The sequence below is a fragment of the Micromonospora sp. WMMC250 genome (assembly GCF_027460215.1).
Classification (GTDB): Bacteria; Actinomycetota; Actinomycetes; order Mycobacteriales; family Micromonosporaceae; genus Micromonospora; species Micromonospora taraxaci.
On the sequence record NZ_JAPZBJ010000002.1, the window covers coordinates 2726930 to 2744475 of the forward strand.

Here is a 17546-nt window from a genome sequence, read left to right on the forward strand (position 1 = left end):
CGCGACCTGCGGATCTTGGTCTGTCAGACTCGGACAGTGACCGCCACCCCCACCAACCGACCCGCCGCCAGCCCGACCGTGCGCCGCAGACGCATCGCCCGTGAGCTTCGCCAGCTCCGGGAACGCGCGGGCATGACCCTCGACGTGGCCGCCCGCCAGCTCGACATGTCGAAGAGCAACCTCTCCCGGATCGAGACCGCGCAGATCGGCATCAAACCGCGCGACGTCCGAGCCGCCCTCGCCCTCTACGAGGTCACCGGTTCGGACGCGGAGGCCCTGATCGAGATCGCCCGAGGGGCACAGCAACGCGGCTGGTGGCAGAACTACAGCGACGTGCTGCCCGAGTGGTTCGAGTTCTACGTGGGGCTGGAGGCCGAGGCGGCGGCGCTGCGCACGTACGAGGCCGAGTCGGTGCCGGGGCTGCTGCAGACCGAGGCGTACGCCCGGGAGATCTTCCGCCGCACCGCCGGCGAGGACGGCCTGGAACGCAAGGTCGCGGCCCGGCTGCACCGGCAGGAGGTCCTGCGCCGCGAGAACCCGGTCCAGCTCTCGGTGGTGCTCAACGAGGCGGTGCTGCTGCGCCCGGTCGGCGGCGCCGCGGTGATGGCCGAACAGTTGGTCCACATGAGCCGGATCGCGCAGTTACCGAACGTAACAATTCAGGTACTTCCGTTCGCGGCCGGCGGCCACCCCGCGATGAGCACCCCGTACGTGATCCTCAACTTCGCCGATGCCGCCGACGCGTCCGTGGTTTACCTGGATAACCTCACGATGGGGCTGGCTCTGGAGGAGACCGACCAGGTGCTCGGGTATAGCCTTCTGCACGAGGAGCTGTGCCGGATGGCGCTCGATCCGACGGCGTCCTTGACCCGTCTTGAGCATGCTTCTCGTAACTTTGCGTGACCGCTTCGGCGGCACGCCGACGCAGACGAGAGGTACCCGGATGACGGCGCACGACCTGACCCGAGCGGCTTGGCGCACCAGCACGCGCAGCAGTGGCAACGGCAACTGCGTGGAGGTCGCGACAGCCGACGGTCAGATCGCCGTACGCGACAGCAAGGACCGTTCCGGTCCGGTGCTCGCCTTCGGCCCGGCCGCCTGGCGGGCCTTCGTGTCCGGCGTGAGCGAGGTCCGTCGCCGCTGAGGCGTCTCCGCCGGTGCGAGACTGGGCCGTGCTCTCCGACGTAACAGTGGACCTGCCGGTACGCCCCGTGCTGCCGGCGCTGGTCGCGGCACTCGACACCGCCGGCACCGGCGTGCTGGTGGCACCGCCGGGCACCGGCAAGACCACCCTCGCGCCGCTGGCCGTCGCCGACCGGGTCACCGGTCGGGTGGTGATCGCCCAACCCCGTCGGGTGGCGGCCCGCGCCGCCGCCCGACGGATGGCCGAGCTGCTCGGCGAGCGGGTGGGCGAACGCGTCGGCTACGCGGTCCGCGGCGAACGGCGGGTCGGGCCGGACACCCGGGTGGAGGTGGTCACCACCGGCCTCCTGCTGCGACGGCTGCACCACGACCCGGAGCTGCCCGGCACTGGTGCCGTGCTGCTCGACGAGTGCCACGAACGACAACTCGACGCCGACCTCGCGTTGGCCTTCACCGTGGAGGCGCGGGCCACCCTCCGGCCGGACCTGTGGTTGCTGGCGATGTCCGCCACCCCGGACACCGAACGGTTCGCCGCGCTGCTCGGCGGGCCCACACCGGCCCCGGTCGTACAGGCCGACTCGGCACTGCACCCGGTCACGCGGATCTGGTCGCCGCCGGCACGCCCGATCGCCCCACCGGGGGCCGGGCCGGTGGACCGGGCGCTGCTGGACCACGTGGCCGCCACCGTCCGGCGCGCGCTGCGCGAGCGCGACGGAGACGTGCTGGTCTTCCTGCCCGGGGCCGGCGAGATCGCCGCGGTCACCGGCCGGCTGGCCGACCTGCGCGACGCTGTCGCGCTGCTGCCGTTGCACGGTCGGCAACGCGGCGCCGAGCAGGACGCCGCCCTGCGTCCGGCTGATCGACGGCGGGTGGTGCTGTCCACCGCCCTGGCCGAGACCAGCCTGACCGTCCCGGGCGTGCGGGTCGTGGTGGACGCGGGTCTGTCCCGGGTGCCCCGCATCGACCTGGCCCGAGGGTTGGGCGCGCTGGTCACCGTGCCGGTCTCCCGGGCCGCCGCCACCCAACGCGCGGGCCGGGCCGGCCGGGAGGCTCCCGGGTACGTCTACCGGTGCTGGTCGGCGGCGACCCACGAACGACTGCCGGCACGGCCCGAGCCGGAGATCGCCACCGCCGACCTGACCGGCTTCGCGTTGGAGCTGGCCGCCTGGGGTCGGCCGGACGGTGTCGGACTGGCGCTGCCCGACCCGCCGCCGGCCGCCGCGATGGCGGTGGCCCGGGACACGCTGCGCACCCTGGGCGCGGTCGACGCCGAGGGGAGGATCACCGCTCGGGGACGCGCGATCGCCGCTGCCGGAGCGCACCCCCGGCTGGCCCGGGCGCTGCTCGACGGCGCCGGTCGGGTCGGCGCCGACCGGGCGGCCGAGGTGGTCGCCCTGCTCGCCGAGGAGAGCACCGCCGGCCCCGGCGACGACCTGGTGGCCGGCTGGCGTCGGCTGCGCGCCGGTGTCGACGCGGGTGCGACCGCCCGCTGGCGCACCGAGGTACGACGACTGCGCGCCGCGCTGCCCATCGAGAGCCTCGCCGGCGACGGCCGATCCGGAGCCGGTGCCGCGAGCCGGGCCACCGCGCTGAGCGACGATCTCGCCGCCGGGCTACTCGTCGGTCTGGCGTACCCGGAACGGTTGGCCCGGGTGCGGCGGCCGGGCGGGTCGGCGTACCTGATGACCGGCGGGACCGCCGCGGACCTGGCGGCCGGCTCGGGGCTGGCCGGTGCCGACTGGCTGGCGGTGGCCGTCGCGGACCGCGCGCCCGGCGCGTCGGCGGCGCGGATCCGCCGGGCCTCGCCGGTGGACGAGGCGACGGCCCGGGAGGCGGCCGGTCCGCTGCTGCGCACCGATCGGGAGGTGGGCTGGTCCGACGGGGACGTGGTGGCGCGGGAGGTGACCCGCCTGGGCGCGATCGAGCTGGTCCAGCGGCGGCTGGAGCGGCCGGACCGGGCCGAGGTGGCCGCCGCGTTGCTGACCGGCCTCCGTCAGGAGGGCCTGGGGCTGCTGACCTGGACGCCGGCGGCGCGGGCGCTGCGCGAGCGGCTGGTGTTCCTCCGGCACCACCTGGGCGACCCGTGGCCGGACGTCGGCGACGAGGCGTTGCTCGACGCGGCACCCACCTGGTTGGGGCCGGAGTTGGCGGCCGCCCGGCGTCGCGCCGATCTGGCGCGGGCGGACGTGACGTCGGCGCTGCGCCGGCTGCTGCCCTGGGCGCAGGCCGCCCGACTGGACGAGGTGGCCCCGGAGCGGATCGAGGTGCCCAGCGGTTCACGGATCCGGGTGGACTACACCGACCCGGCCGCGCCGGTGCTCGGTGTGAAACTCCAGGAGACGTTCGGCTGGTCGGTGGCGCCACGCGTCGGCGACGGGCGGGTGCCGGTGCTGCTGCACCTGCTCTCCCCCGCCGGCCGTCCGGTGGCGGTCACCGCCGATCTGGCCTCGTTCTGGCGCACCGGCTATCCGCAGGTCCGTTCCGAGTTGCGTGGACGTTATCCACGGCACCCGTGGCCGGAGGACCCGGGCACGGCGACGCCCACCCGGCACGCCACCCCCCGCCGGCGCTGACCGTCGCCCCTACTCCTCCGACACGTCGGCCACCGCCACCGTGACGTTGTCCGGTGCGCCGGCGTGCAGTGCCAGGTCGATGAGCTTGCCGACGCACTCCGACCGGTCCGGGTAACCACTGAGCACCTCGGTGAGGGTGTCCGGGCGGACGACGTTGGAGAGACCGTCGCTGCACAGCAACCACCGGTCGCCGGCCCGGGGCACCATCGTCGCGTACGACGGGGAGACCTCGTCGCCCTGCAACGCCTGGGTGACCACGGCGCGCCGCGGGTGACTGCTGGCCTGGTCCGGGGTGATCACGCCCTGGTCGACCAGCATCTGGACGAACGTGTCGTCCCGGGTGACCTGCTTGAGCACGCCGTCGCGGAAGAGGTAGGCCCGGGAGTCACCGACGTGGGCGAGGGCCAGGCAGCTGCCGGTACGGGCGAAGAGCAGAGCGGTCAGTGTGGTGCCCATGCCCTGACGCTCGGGGTCCTCGGCGACCGCCTGCCGGATGCGGGAGGTGGCCAGGGCGATGGCACCTTCGAGCGCGGCGACCAGGGCGTCCTCGGGTGTCTCCACGTCCAGCGGGGCGACGGCGTCGATGGTGAGGGCGCTGGCCAGGTCGCCGGCGGCCATTCCGCCCATACCGTCGGCGACGGCGACGAGCCAGGTGCCGGCATGCAGGGCGTCCTGGTTTCCGCTGCGGATCAGCCCACGGTCGCTCGTTCCCACGGAACGCAGCTTCAGGGTCATGGGAGGCAGCCTGCCAGGCGGAGGGCGCAGTTGTCTCTAGGAGATCAGGACGACGGCGCGTGGCGCGGCCAATCTCACGTCTTGGTGACGTGGCGTGCCGGTGCGCCGCCGCGCCCGACCGCCCATGTCGGATGCCACAACCCATCCAACCGGATCAATTGACATCGTCTACCGACGCTGGAAACATCGAGCCGATATTGGGAGCGCTCCCAGCTTCTTGTCGCCACCACCGTCCCGTTTCCGTCCCGGAAGGACTCCCCGTGACGTCATCCCGACGCCGCCTCCTGTTGGCAGCGGCGACCACTCTGGCCCTCACCGGCGCTGGCGCCGGCGCGGCCCACGCCGACCCACCACCGGACGCCCCCGAGCAGATCGACAACGGCGACTTCAGCGAAGGGGTGAGCCCTTGGTTCTCCTTCGGCACCGGCGCGCTCGCGGTCACCGACGGGCAGCTCTGCACCACCGTCGCCGGCGGCCTGGCCAACCCGTGGGACGCCGGCATCGGCCAGGACGGCGTGCCGCTGATCGCCGGCGCCGAATACACCCTCGGCTTCTCCGTCTCCGCCACACCCGGTGCCGCCGTCAAGGCGGTGCTGCAACTCGGTAGCGCCCCCTACACCACGTACGCGGCCGTCGACGCCACCGCGACCGGCACCCTCCAGCGGGTCGAGCAGACCTTCACCGTGCCGGACGACAACCCCAACGCCCAACTGATCTTCCAGGTCGGTGGTGCCGCCCAGGCGCAGACCATCTGCCTGGACGACGTCTCGCTGCGCGGCGGCGAGCCGCCCGAACCGTACGTGCCGGACACCGGGCCACGGGTCCGCGTCAACCAGGTCGGCTACCTGCCCGGCGGTCCGAAGAACGCCACTGTCGTCACCGAGGCCACCGCGGCGCTGCCCTGGCAGCTGCGCTCCGCCGCCGGCGCCGTCGTGGCCAGCGGCACCACCACCGCCCGCGGTGTCGACGCCGCCTCCGGGCAGAACGTGCACACCGTCGACTTCTCCAGCTACCGCACCCCGGCCAGCGGGCTCACGCTCACCGTGGACGGCGAGACCAGCCACCCGTTCGACATCTCGGGCACGCTCTACGACCAGCTGCGTTCCGACTCGTTGCAGTTCTTCTACGCCCAGCGCAGCGGCATCGCCATCGACGGTGACCTGATCGGCGACGAGTACGCGCGCCCCGCCGGTCACCTCGGCGTGGCACCCAACCAGGGTGACACCAGCGTGCCCTGCCAGCCGGGCGTCTGCGACTACTCGCTGGACGTGCGCGGCGGCTGGTACGACGCCGGCGACCACGGCAAGTACGTGGTCAACGGCGGCATCGCCACCTACCAGCTGCTGAGCACCTTCGAGCGGACCAAGACGGCGGCCACCGCCGACGGCGGCGCCGCGCTGGGCGACAGCACCCTGCGGGTGCCCGAGCGCGGCAACGGCGTACCGGACATCCTCGACGAGGCCCGCTGGGAGCTGGAGTTCCTGCTGCGCATGCAGGTGCCGGCCGGCAAGCCGCTCGCCGGGATGGTCCACCACAAGATCCACGACCAGAACTGGACCGGGCTGCCGCTCGCCCCGCAGGACGACCCGCAGCCGCGCGAGCTGCACCCGCCGTCGACAGCGGCCACCCTCAACATGGCCGCCACCGCCGCCCAGTGCGCGCGCCTGTTCGCCCCGTACGACGCGGCGTTCGCGAACCGTTGCGCCACCGCGGCGAAGACCGCCTACAGCGCGGCCAAGGCCAACCCTGCGGTGTACGCCAGCCCGACCGACGGCACCGGCGGCGGCGCGTACGACGACAGCAACGTCACCGACGAGTTCTACTGGGCGGCGGCCGAGCTGTACCTGACCACCGGGGCGCAGACCTACCTGACCGACCTGACCGCGTCGCCGCACCACACCGGCAACGTGTTCGACGCGCGCGGCTTCGGCTGGCAGAGCGTCGCCGCGCTGGGCCGCCTCGACCTGGCCACCGTGCCGAATGGGCTGCCCGCCGCCGACCTGGCCCGGGTCCGCGCGTCGGTCACCGCCGCCGCCGACACGTACCTCGCCGAGCTGCGCCGGCAGGCGTACGGGCTGCCGATGCCCGGTGACGCCAACAGCTACTTCTGGGGCGGCAACAGCAACGTCATCAACAACGCCGTCGTGCTGGCCACCGCGTTCGACCTGACCCGCAATCCCGTCTACCGCGACGGCGCCGTGCAGGCGATGGACTACATCCTGGGTCGCAACGCGCTGAACATCTCCTACGTCACCGGTTGGGGCGAGCACGCCGCGCAGAACCAGCACAGTCGCATCTTCGGCCACCAGCTCGATCCGAGCATGCCCCGGCCGCCGGCCGGCTCGATCGCCGGTGGCCCGAACGCGGCCCTCCAGGACCCGTTCGTGGCGAAGTTGCTGGCCGGCTGCCAGCCGATGTTCTGCTACGTCGACGACATCAACTCGTACTCGACGAACGAGGTCGCGATCAACTGGAACTCGGCGCTGACCTGGATCGCCTCGTTCCTGGCCGACCAGGGTGACTCCGGCGCGGTGCCGGCCACCACCTGCTCGGTGGCCTACACCAACTACGGCGCCTGGCAGGGCGGCACCGGGTTCACCGCCCAGCTGACCGTCCGCAACACCGGCGCCACGGCCGTCAACGGGTGGAACGTGCGGTTCGCGTTCACGGGCGACCAGCGGGTACGCGAGGCGTGGCTGGCGAAGGTCACCCAGTCCGGCGCGACGGTGACCGCACGAAACGAGTCGCACAACGCCAAGATCGCACCGGGTGGTTCGGTGATGTTCGGCTTCAACGCGACGACCACCGGGGGCGCCAACCCGAGCCCCGGCCTGGTGACCGTCAACGGGGCGGCCTGCTCGCTGAGCTGACGTCTTCCTGGGTGGCCGCTCTTCCCCCGGGGCGGCCACCCAGGGTCCCGCCCTGAACGGGTGCCGCATTGTGCGCGGCGACCAGATCCGGCAGGTCGTCGAGCGAGTCGATGCGGAACAGGCACTGCTCGGCCACGGCCGGGAGGTCCAGGATGTGCCCCCACGGCGAGCGCCGGATCAGGCAGGCCTTCATCCCGGCCGCCAGGGCCGGTCGTGCGTCGTTGTCGGGCCGGTCGCCGACGTACAGGATCGACGACGCGTCGCCGCCACCCTCGACGACGACCCGCTCGAAGAACGCGGCCGACGGCTTCGCCACACCCCAACCGTACGACGTGCCGATCACGTCCACGGAGAGGCCGAGAGCACGCAGGGTCGCCTCGGCGTGGGCCGGCTGGTTACCGGCCAGGCCCACCAGCAGACCCTGGTCCCGCAACGCGGTCAGGCACCCTCGCGCGTCCGGATAGAGATCCTCCGCACCGAACGTCTCCGGCTGGCCGGCGGTCGCCCGACGGTCGAGCTCGGCGGCGAGGTCGAAGTCGGGGCGGAAGGTTCGGAACGTCTCCTGGTAGTCCAGCCCTCGGGCGATCACCGCACCGAAGACCGCCGAGAACGTGTGTCGTGGAACGCCGAGCCAGTCCGCCCATGCCGCGAACTCGCGGGACTCGTCCAGAATCGTTCCGCCGACATCGAAGAAGACCGCATTGATCATTCGTGACCCCCGTCCTGGTGCAGCTCCGGGCGGAGCATAAATGGCAATCGAATCTCGCGCTCCCCGCTCCCCGCTCCCCGCTGCGGGCTGCGGGCTGCGGGCTGCGGGCTGCGGGCTGCGGGCTGCGGGCTGCGGGTCGACCATGCAGTTCTTGTGTCGGGTGCTTTCGAGCTGATGTCGTAGACGATTCACCAACCGCGCACGCCAAACCTGGTGGAACCGCCGCCTCGTGTGGGCCACGGTGGGGCATGGACGACGGTGATCTGACCGCGGCGGAGCGTCGTGTGTGGGCGGCGATGCCGGCGGGAACGCGGGCCGCACTGGCCGGGCTGTCCGGCGCGGATCTGCGCAGCCTGCTGTTGGGCGTGGCCCGCGACCGGGCGGCGATGGTGCGTCCGTCCGAGGTGGTACGCCGTTGGCGCGAGGACCGGTTCGTCCGCCCAGCCGGCGCGGAGCCGCGCGTACTCGCTCGGGTAGAGGCCCGGATGTGGCAACTGCTGCCCTCCGACGTCTCCGGGGTGGAGTTGTCGCCAGTCGTGCCGGTGGGCGCCTGCTCGGCGGTCGCGCCGGGCAGCCAGAACAGAATCGTCACCACGATGCGGGCCAGCGAGGTGCTGAGCGACCCCACCAACGCCCTCGCGATCGAGGCCGCCGTGCGTCGCCGTCAACAGGACGAGGTGCACCTGGCCGCCGCCCATCGCGTGCTGCGGGCACAGGATTTCGGCAGCGGCGCGTCGTCGCACTTCCGGCTCTTCGCCCTGGTGTCCAGCGCCCGGGACACCGGTTCGGGCAGCACCCAGGCCCGACTGCTGATCCGGCACCTCACCTACTGGCAGACGGTCCTCGCCGAGCTGGTGCCGGCGGCCACGCCGCAGCTGCACGTCACGACCCTCGACGACGTCGTCGTCCGGGAACGGCTCGCGGACACCGTCCGACCGGTGGTCGACGAGGGAGCGGTGCCGCTCGTGGACGAGCCGGAGCGCACACGTGGTCGCGGCTACTACACCGGTTGCGCCCTACGGATCAGCCTCCTCGACGGCGACCTGGAGATCGGCGACGGCGGCCTCACCGACTGGACCGCCCGACTGAGCGGCGACGCCAAGGAACGCTGCCTCATCTCCTGCCTCGCGACCGAACGCCTCGCCGGCCACGTGGCCCACTGAGGCGGGATTGCGCGGGGCTCAGACCTCGTAACCCCGTCAGGCCTTTGCTCGACGCGCTGAGGTGCCCGCGCCAGGCGGCAAAAGTGTCGTACACCTGTTCTATTCTCGGTCCATGTTGGAGGGGTTGGCGCAGGCAGAGGCGGCAGTCGCCGACTGCCTCGACGCTTCGGCGTGGGCTCTTCCAGAGCACGACCTCGTCGCGGCACTCGACACCGCGCACCGGCTCGAGCAGCGCCTGGCGGCCGTGCAACTGGCCCTGGTGCGTGAGTTGGACGGCCGTGGCACGGCCCTGACCCAGGGCGCGTCATCGACGGCGGTGTGGTTGCGGGACCGGTTGCGGCTGAACGTCTCCGCCGCTCGTCGGCTGGTCGATCTCGCCGCCGCGCTCGACGCTGGAGCGCCCGGGGTGAGCGCCGCGCTGGCCAGCGGCGAGATCAGCGTCGGGCAGGCCCGGGTCATCGGCGACACGGTCCGCACTGTGCACACGGCCGCTGGTGCCGAGGCGGCCGAGAAAGCGGTTGGTGTCCTGGTCGAGTGGGCCGGGCAGTTCGAGCCAGCGCTGCTGCGCAAGGTGGGCACCCGGGTCCTCGACCACGTCGCCCCGGAGGTCGCCGATGCCGCGTCACGGGCGGCGTTGGAGGCCGAGGCGCGTCGAGCCGGCCAGGATCGTCACCTCACACTGTCTGAACGGCGCGACGGGCGGCTGCGCCTGTCCGGCAATCTGGATGCCGAAACGGCCGGTTGTTGCGTGCCGCGCTCGACCCCCTGACCGCGCCGTCCGGTCCGGACGATCCGCGTTGTGCCGGGCAACGCCGCCACGACGCGCTCGCCGACCTCTGCCGGCTCGCCCTGCGCACCGACGAGCTACCCGAGCACGGCGGCGGGGCCGCCCAGGTCGTCGTCACCACGAGCTTCGACGTGTTGACCCGGCAGCTTGCCGCCAGCACCCTCGACACTGGGCCAGGGATCACCCCGGAGACGGTACGTCGCCTCGCCTGCGACGCGGCGATCCTGCCGGCCGTTCTCGGCGGCCGCGGCCAGACTCTCGACGTGGGCAGGCAACGCAGACTGATCACCGGCCCGCTGCGACGCGCCCTGGTCCTGCGCGACCGCGGCTGCGCCTTCCCGGGCTGCGACCGCCCGCCCCGCTGGTGCGACGCCCACCACATCCGCCACTGGGTCGACGGTGGCGGCACCAGCCTGGCCAACTCCGTGTTGCTCTGCGCCCACCATCACCGACACCTCCACCGTGGTGAGTGGGCGGTCCGGCTCGGCGGCGACGGCCACCCGGAGTTCGTCCCGCCGGCCTGGCTCGACCCCGACCAGCTCCCCCGCCGCAACCGATACCACCGACGGACGTGACGGTCCCCTGCCCACGACCGACCGGTCGGGAGGTTACCGGTCGTGGCTAGGTTGGGATGGTGCTGGTCGTGAACGTGGTCGAGGAGTTCGGCGCGGACAACTCGCTGGAGGGTTCGTGGGTTATGCCATCGGACGTCGTTGAGCCACTGCGTGCCCACGTCGACGTGACGCCGCAGGGGTGGGTCGTGGATACGTGGCCGGTGACCTCGGACGTCGCCGCCATCGTGCAGCCCTGGGTCGACAAGCCGATAGATGTCAGATCAGGTGCCTGGTTCATCGGTTCCTACCGCACGGACGGGTAGGACGGCCGACGGACCTGACCCAGACGAACCGGCCACGGACTGTGACGGGGGCCGCACTCTGCGGGGCATCGGCGTGCGGGCAGCGGCTCTAGGGTCGATGAATGGGCACCCGGGCAGGCTTTCGCGGCCGCTGGCGGTCGATATCGCCGCTGCCGCCGCCCGGTCGGCTGCGCACGCTGTCGCTGGCCACCCTGGCCAACACTGTCGGCACGGGGTTGTGGGTGACCGCTGCGGCGCTCTACCTGACCCGTTTCGTGGGGCTGACACCGACGGAGGTGGGGCTGGGGCTGACCGTCGCCGGCCTGGTCGGGCTCACCGCGAGTGTGCCGCTCGGTGGGCTCGCCGACCGGCGTGATCCCCGGGCGCTGCGCGCGGTCCTCCAACTGGCCCAGGCCGCTGTCGCCGCCGCGTACCTGTTGGTCGGCTCGTTTCCGATCTTCCTGCTGGTGGCCACTGTGGACGCGCTGCTGGTCTCCGGCAACCTGGCGGTCCGTGCCGCGCTGGTCTCCGCGGTCGGCGGGCCGGAGGGCCGGGTGCACGCCTTCGCCACATTGCGCGCGGTGGCGAACCTGGGCGTGACGCTCGGCGCGGGGGTGGCCGCGTTCGTGCTGGTGGCGGACACCGGGTGGGCGTACCGGCTGCTGGTGCTCGGCAACGTCGCGACCTACCTGGTGTCGGCGGCGCTGATCATGCGACTGCCGTCGTATCCGCCGGTCCGACGGCCGGTCCGTCCGCGACCGGGCCGCGCGTTGCGCGACGGGCGCTTCCTGGCGGTCGCCGGCGCTTCGGCGGTGCTCTCCCTGCACGGTGTCGCGCTGACGCTGATCCTGCCGCTGTGGGTGGTGACCCGCACCGACGCGCCTCCGGTGACGGTCGCGGCCGTGCTGCTGGTCAACACGCTGCTCACGGTGCTCTTCGCGGTACGGCTCAGCGGGAGCGCCCGGCACGCGGTGCCGGCGGCGGCGACGATGCGGCGGGCCGGCCTGGTGCTCGCGGCCGGGATGCTGCTCTGGGCCGCGACCGCTGTCGTGCCCACCGCGCTGGCGGTCGGCCTGCTACTGCTCGCGACGGTGGTGTACACGGTGGGCGACCTGTGGCACAGCGGTGCCGGGGCGGCGCTGGCCTACGACCTCGCCGCCCCGGCCGCCATCGGCGCGTACCAGGGGGTCGACGCACTGCTCGCCGGGCTGGCCCGCGCGGCCGGGCCGGCCTTGCTGACCTGGCTGATCCTCGACGGAGGCCCGATCGGTTGGCTGGCCCTGGCCGGGCTGCTCGCGGTCACCGGTCTGGCGGTGCCACCGCTGACCCGACAGGCGCTGGCGCACCGCGCCGAGCCGCTTCCGGCCAGCGGTCAGCCGATCTCCTCGTCGACGTAGCACCAGCGCCACGCCTCGCCGGGCTGCGCCGAGCGGATCACCGGGTGCCCGGTGGACGCGTAGTGCTTGCTCGCGTGCTGGTTCGGCGACGAGTCGCAGCAGCCGACCTGCCCGCAGCTCAGGCAGGTACGCAGGTGCACCCAGTAGGTGTCGCCGACGGCGACGCAGTCCGCGCACTCGTCGGGGGTGCGCGCCTCGACGGCACCCGCCTCGGTCAGGTGCTCACAACTCACTTCTCGACCTCCCGCAGCAACGACTCTTCCAGGTCCAGGTCACGATAGGCCCGCACCAGCACCTCCTCAGGAATCTGACCGGAGTCCCGGGCAGCCCGGAACACATCCCGTTCGGCGTCGATCATCTCCTGCCGCAGCCGACCGTACGCCTGCGACGGGGTCTCCCGGTCGGTGCCGCCGAGCCGTTCCCACGCCATGTTGGTCCGGTCCTCCACCGCTCGACGCAGCCGGTCCACCACCGCTTCCGGTGCGCTGTCGGCCAACTCGTCGAGGCGGTCCTGGGCGGCCCGGCTGGCCCGCTGCTGGACACCGGCGGCGGACAGCGCGTCCTGCACCGGGTCGTCCGGTGGCAGCCGCAACCGACGCGCGACCAACGGTAGCGTGGCGCCCTGGCCGACGAGTGTGAAGACGATCACCGCGAAGGCCAACCAGATGAACAACGCCCGGGGGTACGGCTCGTCGTCGGCGAGGGTCAGCGGCAACGCGAGAGCGGCGGCCAGGGTCACCACGCCGCGCATCCCGGCCCAGCCGATGATGATCGGGAACTTCGGCGACGGCCTGGGGTCGCGGCGACGGACCCGGGGCACCAACCGGGCCAGGTAGGTGGCCGGGAAGAGCCAGACGAACCGGGTGAGGAAGACGGCGGCGAGCACCGCGAACGTGATGAGGACGAGCGAGCCGATCGGCTCGTCGAGGTCGTGCAGCACCTCCCGCAGTTGGAGCCCGACCAGCAGGAAGACCAGGCCCTCCAGCAGGAAACGGACCAGCCGCCAGAACGCGCCGGTCTGCAACCGGGACGCCGCCGACAGCAACTGGGGCAGCTTGTGGCCGAGCACCAGGCCGGTGACGACCACCGCGACCACCCCGGAGGCGTGCAGGTGCTCGGCGGTGAACACCACAGCGAACGGGATGATCAACGACAGGGCGTTGTCCAGCAACGGGTCGGTGATCCGCCGGTGCAGGAACCCGAAGACCACCGCCCCGAGCGCCCCGATCAGGATGCCGCCACCGGTGGCCCGCAGCACCTCGATGGCGACGTCGGCGGTGCCGACCGCCGAGCCGACGGTGGCCATCGTCGCGACCCGCAGCAGCACCAGCGCGGTGGCGTCGTTGACCAGGCTCTCCCCCTCCAGGATGGTGACGACCCGGCGGGGCAGGCCGACCCGCCGGGCCACGGCCGTGGCGGCCACCGCGTCCGGCGGGGCGACCACCGCGCCGAGGGCCAGGCAGATCGCGAACGGCAACTGCGGCAGCAGCAGGTGCAGCACCAACCCGACCACGAACGCGGTGAACAGCACCAGGCCGACCGCGAGCAGCAGGATCGGCCGGATGTTGTTCTTGAACGCCGGTACCGAGGTCTCCAGCGCTGCCACGTAGAGCAGCGGAGGCAGGATGCCGATCAGCACCAACTCGGGTTCGAGGTGCACCTGCGGGAAGCCCGGCACGAACGAGAGCGCCAGACCGAGCACGACCAGCACGATCGGCGCGAGGAGGCCGAGCCGGCGGGCCAACGCGGCGCCCAGGGTGGCGATCGCCAGGAAGACGACGACCGGAAACAGGCTTTCCATGGGGTACGAGCCTAGGGGTCCGGCGGATCCGAGCCTCGATCAGCCGGCCGGGCGCAGCTTCGGCAGCACCTCGCTGCCGAACGCGTCGATGAACCCGCGCTGCTCCTGCCCGACGTGGTGCAGGGCGATCTGGTCGAAGCCGAGTTCCAGGTACTCCTCCAGCCAGCCGACGTGCCGGCCCAGGTCGGCCGACACGTTGACCACCTCGGCGACCCGCTGCGCCGGTACGTCGGCGGAGACCACGTCGAAGTGCTCGGCGGTCTCCAGGTCCCAGCAGACCGGCGGGGCGAAGACGTTGCTGCGCCACTGGTCGTACGCGATGGCCTCGGCCTGCGCCTGGTCGGGCGCCCAGGAGACGTGCACCTGTAGGTGCAGCGGCCCGCGCCCACCGGCGTCCCGGTAGGCGTCGATCATCTCGCGCAGGTGCGCCACCGGCGCGTTCACGGTGATCAGCCCGTCCGCCCACTCGGCGCACCAGCGGGCGGTGGCCACGCTGACGGCGGCGCCGACCAGCGCGGGCGGCTGCTCCGGGCGGGTCCACAGCCGGGCCCGGTCCACCCGGACCAGGCCGTCGTGGCTGACCTCCTCGCCGGCCAGGAGCGCGCGGATCACGTCCACGCACTCGCGCAGCCGGGCGGCGCGGATGTCCTTGCGCGGCCACGGGTCGCCGGTGATGTGCTCGTTGCTGGCCTCGCCGGTGCCCAGCGCCGCCCAGAAACGGCCCGGGTACATCGCGCCGAGGGTGCCGATGGCCTGCGCGATGATCGCCGGGTGGTACCGCTGGCCGGGTGCGTTGACCACCCCGAACGGCAGACCGGTGGCCTGCAACGCGGAGCCCAGCCAGGACCAGGCGAAGCCGGATTCGCCCTGCCGGGCGCTCCACGGGGAGAAGTGGTCGGAGCACATGGCGGCGTCGAAGCCGGCCCGCTCGGCGTGCATCACCGCCTCCAGGAGGGCACGCGGGCCGATCTGCTCATGCGAGGCGTGGAATCCGAACGTCGTCATGGGCGCACTTCCTACCCACGTCGGCGTCGGCTGATGCGTGCGCTATTCCGCGTGGGCCCCCGCGCCGGCCGAGGCGACGCCCTCGCCCACCCAGACCGTCTTGGTGTTGCAGAACTCCCGCATGCCGAGCGCTGACAACTCCCGCCCGTAACCGGAGTTCTTCACCCCTCCGAACGGCAACTCCGGGTAGGACGTGGTCATGCCGTTGACGAAGACGTTGCCGGCGTCCAGGTCGGTGGCGAAGCGCTCCTGCTCGTCCGGGTCCCGGGTCCAGGCGTTCGAGCCGAGCCCGAAGCTGGTGCCGTTGGCGACCTCGATCGCCTCCTCGTACGACGAGACCCGGAACAGACCGGCGACCGGACCGAAGACCTCCTCCGACCACATCCGCATCTGCGGGGTGAGGTCGGTGACCACCGTCGGCGGGTAGAACCACCCGTCGCCACCCGGCAGCTCGCCGCCGCAGAGCACCGTGGCGCCGTTGTCGACAGCGTCGCGGACCTGGGCGTGCACCTCGTCGCGGCCCCGCTCACTCGCGAGCGGACCCACGTCGGTGTTCGCCTCCATCGGGTCACCGACCCGCAGCGCGGCCATGTTCGCGGCGAACTTCTCCGCGAAGGCGTCGAACACGTCGGTGTGCACGATGAACCGTTTCGCGGCGATGCACGACTGGCCGTTGTTCTGGCAGCGGGCGGTGGTGGCCACCTCGGCGGCGCGGTCCACGTCGGCGGAGGGCATCACCACGAAGGGGTCGCTGCCGCCGAGTTCCAGGACGGTCTTCTTCAGCTCTCGTCCGGCGATCTGCGCGATGGACCGACCGGCCGGCTCGCTGCCGGTGAGCGTGGCGGCGCGCACCCGGGGGTCGCTGAGGATCCGGTCCACGGCGTCGGAGCCGACCAGCACCGTGGTGAAGGCCCCCTCGGGGAAGCCGGCCCGCCGGAACACGTCCTCCAGCAGCAGGGCGGTCTGCGGCACGTTCGAGGCGTGCTTGAGCAGACCGGTGTTGCCGGCCATCAACGCCGGCGCCGCGAAACGCATCACCTGCCAGAGCGGGAAGTTCCACGGCATCACCGCGAGCACCACACCGATCGGCTGGTAGCGGACGAACGCCCGGGTCGCCTTGACGGCGGCGGAGTCGGCCGGCTCGTCGGCGAGGAAGGCGGGGGCCTTCTCGGCGTAGAAGCGGGCAGCCGTGGCGCACTTGGTCACCTCGGCCTGCGCGGAGGCGTAGGTCTTGCCCATCTCGGTGGTCATGATCCGGGCGATCTCGTCGCGCTCGGCGTCGAGCAGGTCGGCGGCGGCGTTCATCCACCCGGCGCGCTGGTCGACCGTCGTCGCCCGCAACTGCTGGTACGCGAGGTGGGTGCGCTCGATGGCACCGTCGAGCTGCTCGGTGGACATCGCCTCGTAGGTCTTGAGCACCTGTCCGGTGGCGGGGTTGGTGGTGGCGATGTGGGGCATCTCGTCCTCCTGTCACTCGAACAACGAGTGGCGTACGCCCGGCTCCTCGCGGCGGCGGGCGGCGCGGCGGCGCTGGATCACGACCAGGTCGACCACGGCGACCACAGCGAAGATCGCACAGACCACGCCGAGCCAGGCGATGCCGGCCCAGAACGCCAACACCGCGAAGACCACCATGATCACCAGCCCGAAGCCGGCGAGGGTGAGCCGGAGGTTCAGCGCGCTGTACGCGTGGCCGACCGTGCCACGGGCGCGCCGGGGCTGCGATCTCGTCATACCCCCGCACCTACCCCCGATCGGCCGGGTTAACCGGCGGTGCGCGCTCCCACCCCCGATGGCTGGTGTGCTCGATTACATCCGTTCGCGCCCGCGGCCCCGCCGACCGCAGGATGGGCGCATGTCAATGACCCTCGCCGTGCCGGTGACCGTCGCCATCGCCCGTCGTGTCGATCCGGCCCGGTCCAGCGAGATGGTGGCCTGGATGCGGGCCGGTACCGCGCTGGCCGAGGCGTTTCCCGGGTTCCTCGGCGCCGGTTGGGTGCAGAGCGGCCCGGGTTCGCCGGAGTGGCACATGCTCTACCGCTTCGCCGACGCCGAGACGCTGCGCCGGTGGGAGGAGTCTCCGCAGCGGCACTGGTGGCTCAGCTCGGCGCAGGGCATCGTCGAGCACACCCGGGTCGAGCGGCGTACCGGTATCGAGGGGTGGTTCGACCCTCCGTCGGAGCACTCGGTGGACCTGGTCGCACCGGTCGCACCGACGTCGCCGCCCAGGTGGAAGCAGGCGGTGACCATCTGGCTGGCGTTCTTCCCGCTGAGCCTCAGCGCCACACTGCTGACGAGTCACTTCCTCGGCGCGGTGCCGTTGGCGGCGCGGGTGCTGCTGATGACGCTCTGCCTGACCCCGTTGATGACGTACCTGGTGCTGCCCCGGATCACCCGGGCGTTGCACTGGTGGCTGCACGGCCAGCGGGCACCCCGGCGGGGTTTATAGCACCCCGACAGCGTCCGCGTCGGCACTCTGCCGCATAGCCGACAGCAACTTCGCGACA

The 17546-nt window shown here is 72.5% G+C and carries 16 protein-coding genes and 1 pseudogene; 10 read left to right on the forward strand and 7 right to left on the reverse strand.

Translation table 11 applies throughout. The annotated features are described in order from the left end of the window. The first annotated feature begins 78 nt into the window (after nucleotides 1-78). From O3438_RS11895 to hrpB, 3 genes are read left to right on the forward strand one after another with little or no spacing between them, the layout of a single operon-like run. Complete coding sequence (locus O3438_RS11895; RefSeq protein WP_269683625.1) at nucleotides 79-903, forward strand: helix-turn-helix domain-containing protein; 825 nt, start codon at nucleotides 79-81, stop codon at nucleotides 901-903. A 40-nt stretch (nucleotides 904-943) separates the two neighbouring features. After that, nucleotides 944-1144: a DUF397 domain-containing protein gene (locus O3438_RS11900; RefSeq protein WP_088990465.1), complete on the forward strand. Its 201-nt coding sequence runs from the start codon at nucleotides 944-946 to the stop codon at nucleotides 1142-1144. A 28-nt stretch (nucleotides 1145-1172) separates the two neighbouring features. Beyond that, a complete protein-coding gene (gene hrpB, locus O3438_RS11905; RefSeq protein ID WP_269683626.1) occupies nucleotides 1173-3716 on the forward strand; it encodes an ATP-dependent helicase HrpB in 2544 nt (847 codons plus the stop codon). 9 nt (nucleotides 3717-3725) lie between these two features. Here the strand turns inward: hrpB and O3438_RS11910 are convergent, their stop codons facing one another. Further along, entirely contained in the window at nucleotides 3726-4451 is a 726-nt protein-coding gene (locus O3438_RS11910; protein ID WP_269680024.1) for a PP2C family protein-serine/threonine phosphatase, read from the reverse strand. A gap of 260 nt (nucleotides 4452-4711) precedes the next feature. Between O3438_RS11910 and O3438_RS11915 the strand changes: the two genes are divergently transcribed. Next, complete coding sequence (locus O3438_RS11915) at nucleotides 4712-7321, forward strand: glycoside hydrolase family 9 protein (RefSeq protein ID WP_269680025.1); 2610 nt, start codon at nucleotides 4712-4714, stop codon at nucleotides 7319-7321. Nucleotides 7322-7382: 61 nt separating this feature from the next. Here O3438_RS11915 and O3438_RS11920 read toward each other — a convergent pair. Beyond that, nucleotides 7383-8030 (reverse strand): annotated as a pseudogene (locus O3438_RS11920) (HAD family hydrolase); the annotation flags it as partial. A 248-nt stretch (nucleotides 8031-8278) separates the two neighbouring features. Between O3438_RS11920 and O3438_RS11925 the strand changes: the two are divergent. The 5 genes from O3438_RS11925 to O3438_RS11940 all read left to right on the forward strand — a co-directional run bounded on the left by O3438_RS11925 (nucleotide 8279) and on the right by O3438_RS11940 (nucleotide 12233). Further along, entirely contained in the window at nucleotides 8279-9193 is a 915-nt protein-coding gene (locus O3438_RS11925) for a hypothetical protein (RefSeq protein ID WP_269680027.1), read from the forward strand. Nucleotides 9194-9305: 112 nt separating this feature from the next. Then, nucleotides 9306-9962 carry a DUF222 domain-containing protein gene (locus O3438_RS34180; protein WP_332367457.1) on the forward strand — a complete coding sequence of 219 codons (657 nt, stop codon included), beginning with the start codon at nucleotides 9306-9308 and terminating at the stop codon, nucleotides 9960-9962. Beyond that, nucleotides 9938-10555: an HNH endonuclease signature motif containing protein gene (locus O3438_RS34185; RefSeq protein WP_332367458.1), complete on the forward strand. Its 618-nt coding sequence runs from the start codon at nucleotides 9938-9940 to the stop codon at nucleotides 10553-10555. The genes O3438_RS34180 and O3438_RS34185 overlap by 25 nt, the downstream gene beginning before the upstream one ends. Before the next feature lie 68 nt (nucleotides 10556-10623). Further along, nucleotides 10624-10857: a hypothetical protein gene (locus O3438_RS11935; protein WP_269680028.1), complete on the forward strand. Its 234-nt coding sequence runs from the start codon at nucleotides 10624-10626 to the stop codon at nucleotides 10855-10857. Nucleotides 10858-10958: 101 nt separating this feature from the next. Then, nucleotides 10959-12233, forward strand: coding sequence for an MFS transporter (locus O3438_RS11940; RefSeq protein ID WP_269680029.1), 1275 nt, complete (start codon nucleotides 10959-10961; stop codon nucleotides 12231-12233). Here O3438_RS11940 and O3438_RS11945 read toward each other — a convergent pair. The 5 genes from O3438_RS11945 to O3438_RS11965 are packed head-to-tail and all read right to left on the reverse strand — an operon-like array spanning nucleotide 12209 to nucleotide 16773. Next, nucleotides 12209-12466: a UBP-type zinc finger domain-containing protein gene (locus tag O3438_RS11945; protein ID WP_145784090.1), complete on the reverse strand. Its 258-nt coding sequence runs from the start codon at nucleotides 12464-12466 to the stop codon at nucleotides 12209-12211. The two genes, O3438_RS11940 and O3438_RS11945, sit on opposite strands and share 25 nt — an antisense overlap. Beyond that, on the reverse strand, nucleotides 12463-14034 hold the full coding sequence (locus O3438_RS11950) for a Na+/H+ antiporter (protein WP_269680030.1): 1572 nt from the start codon (nucleotides 14032-14034) through the stop codon (nucleotides 12463-12465). Before O3438_RS11950 ends, O3438_RS11945 begins: the two co-directional genes overlap by 4 nt. A gap of 39 nt (nucleotides 14035-14073) precedes the next feature. Beyond that, on the reverse strand, nucleotides 14074-15039 hold the full coding sequence (locus tag O3438_RS11955; RefSeq protein ID WP_269680031.1) for a TIGR03885 family FMN-dependent LLM class oxidoreductase: 966 nt from the start codon (nucleotides 15037-15039) through the stop codon (nucleotides 14074-14076). Nucleotides 15040-15081: 42 nt separating this feature from the next. Next, the gene (locus O3438_RS11960) at nucleotides 15082-16497 is read right to left on the reverse strand and encodes an NADP-dependent succinic semialdehyde dehydrogenase (protein WP_269680032.1); all 1416 of its coding nucleotides are present in this window, start codon (nucleotides 16495-16497) and stop codon (nucleotides 15082-15084) included. Between the two features lie 12 nt (nucleotides 16498-16509). Further along, the gene (locus O3438_RS11965; RefSeq protein WP_088990477.1) at nucleotides 16510-16773 is read right to left on the reverse strand and encodes a DUF6343 family protein; all 264 of its coding nucleotides are present in this window, start codon (nucleotides 16771-16773) and stop codon (nucleotides 16510-16512) included. 121 nt (nucleotides 16774-16894) lie between these two features. Here O3438_RS11965 and O3438_RS11970 point away from each other — a divergent pair, with 121 nt between their 5' ends. After that, entirely contained in the window at nucleotides 16895-17488 is a 594-nt protein-coding gene (locus O3438_RS11970; protein ID WP_269680033.1) for an antibiotic biosynthesis monooxygenase, read from the forward strand. Nucleotides 17489-17546 lie beyond the last annotated feature (58 nt).

What these genes read in the sequence shown, in the direction of transcription:
- O3438_RS11950 (WP_269680030.1), bottom strand. Translation starts at nt 14,034, where the DNA reads ATGGAAAGCCTGTTTCCGGTCGTCGTCTTCCTGGCGATCGCCACCCTG.
- O3438_RS11910 (WP_269680024.1), bottom strand. Translation starts at nt 4,451, where the DNA reads ATGACCCTGAAGCTGCGTTCCGTGGGAACGAGCGACCGTGGGCTGATC.
- O3438_RS11900 (WP_088990465.1), top strand. Translation starts at nt 944, where the DNA reads ATGACGGCGCACGACCTGACCCGAGCGGCTTGGCGCACCAGCACGCGC.
- O3438_RS11955 (WP_269680031.1), bottom strand. Translation starts at nt 15,039, where the DNA reads ATGACGACGTTCGGATTCCACGCCTCGCATGAGCAGATCGGCCCGCGT.
- O3438_RS11960 (WP_269680032.1), bottom strand. Translation starts at nt 16,497, where the DNA reads ATGCCCCACATCGCCACCACCAACCCCGCCACCGGACAGGTGCTCAAG.
- O3438_RS34180 (WP_332367457.1), top strand. Translation starts at nt 9,306, where the DNA reads ATGTTGGAGGGGTTGGCGCAGGCAGAGGCGGCAGTCGCCGACTGCCTC.
- O3438_RS11965 (WP_088990477.1), bottom strand. Translation starts at nt 16,773, where the DNA reads ATGACGAGATCGCAGCCCCGGCGCGCCCGTGGCACGGTCGGCCACGCG.
- O3438_RS11925 (WP_269680027.1), top strand. Translation starts at nt 8,279, where the DNA reads ATGGACGACGGTGATCTGACCGCGGCGGAGCGTCGTGTGTGGGCGGCG.
- O3438_RS11940 (WP_269680029.1), top strand. Translation starts at nt 10,959, where the DNA reads ATGGGCACCCGGGCAGGCTTTCGCGGCCGCTGGCGGTCGATATCGCCG.
- O3438_RS11970 (WP_269680033.1), top strand. Translation starts at nt 16,895, where the DNA reads ATGTCAATGACCCTCGCCGTGCCGGTGACCGTCGCCATCGCCCGTCGT.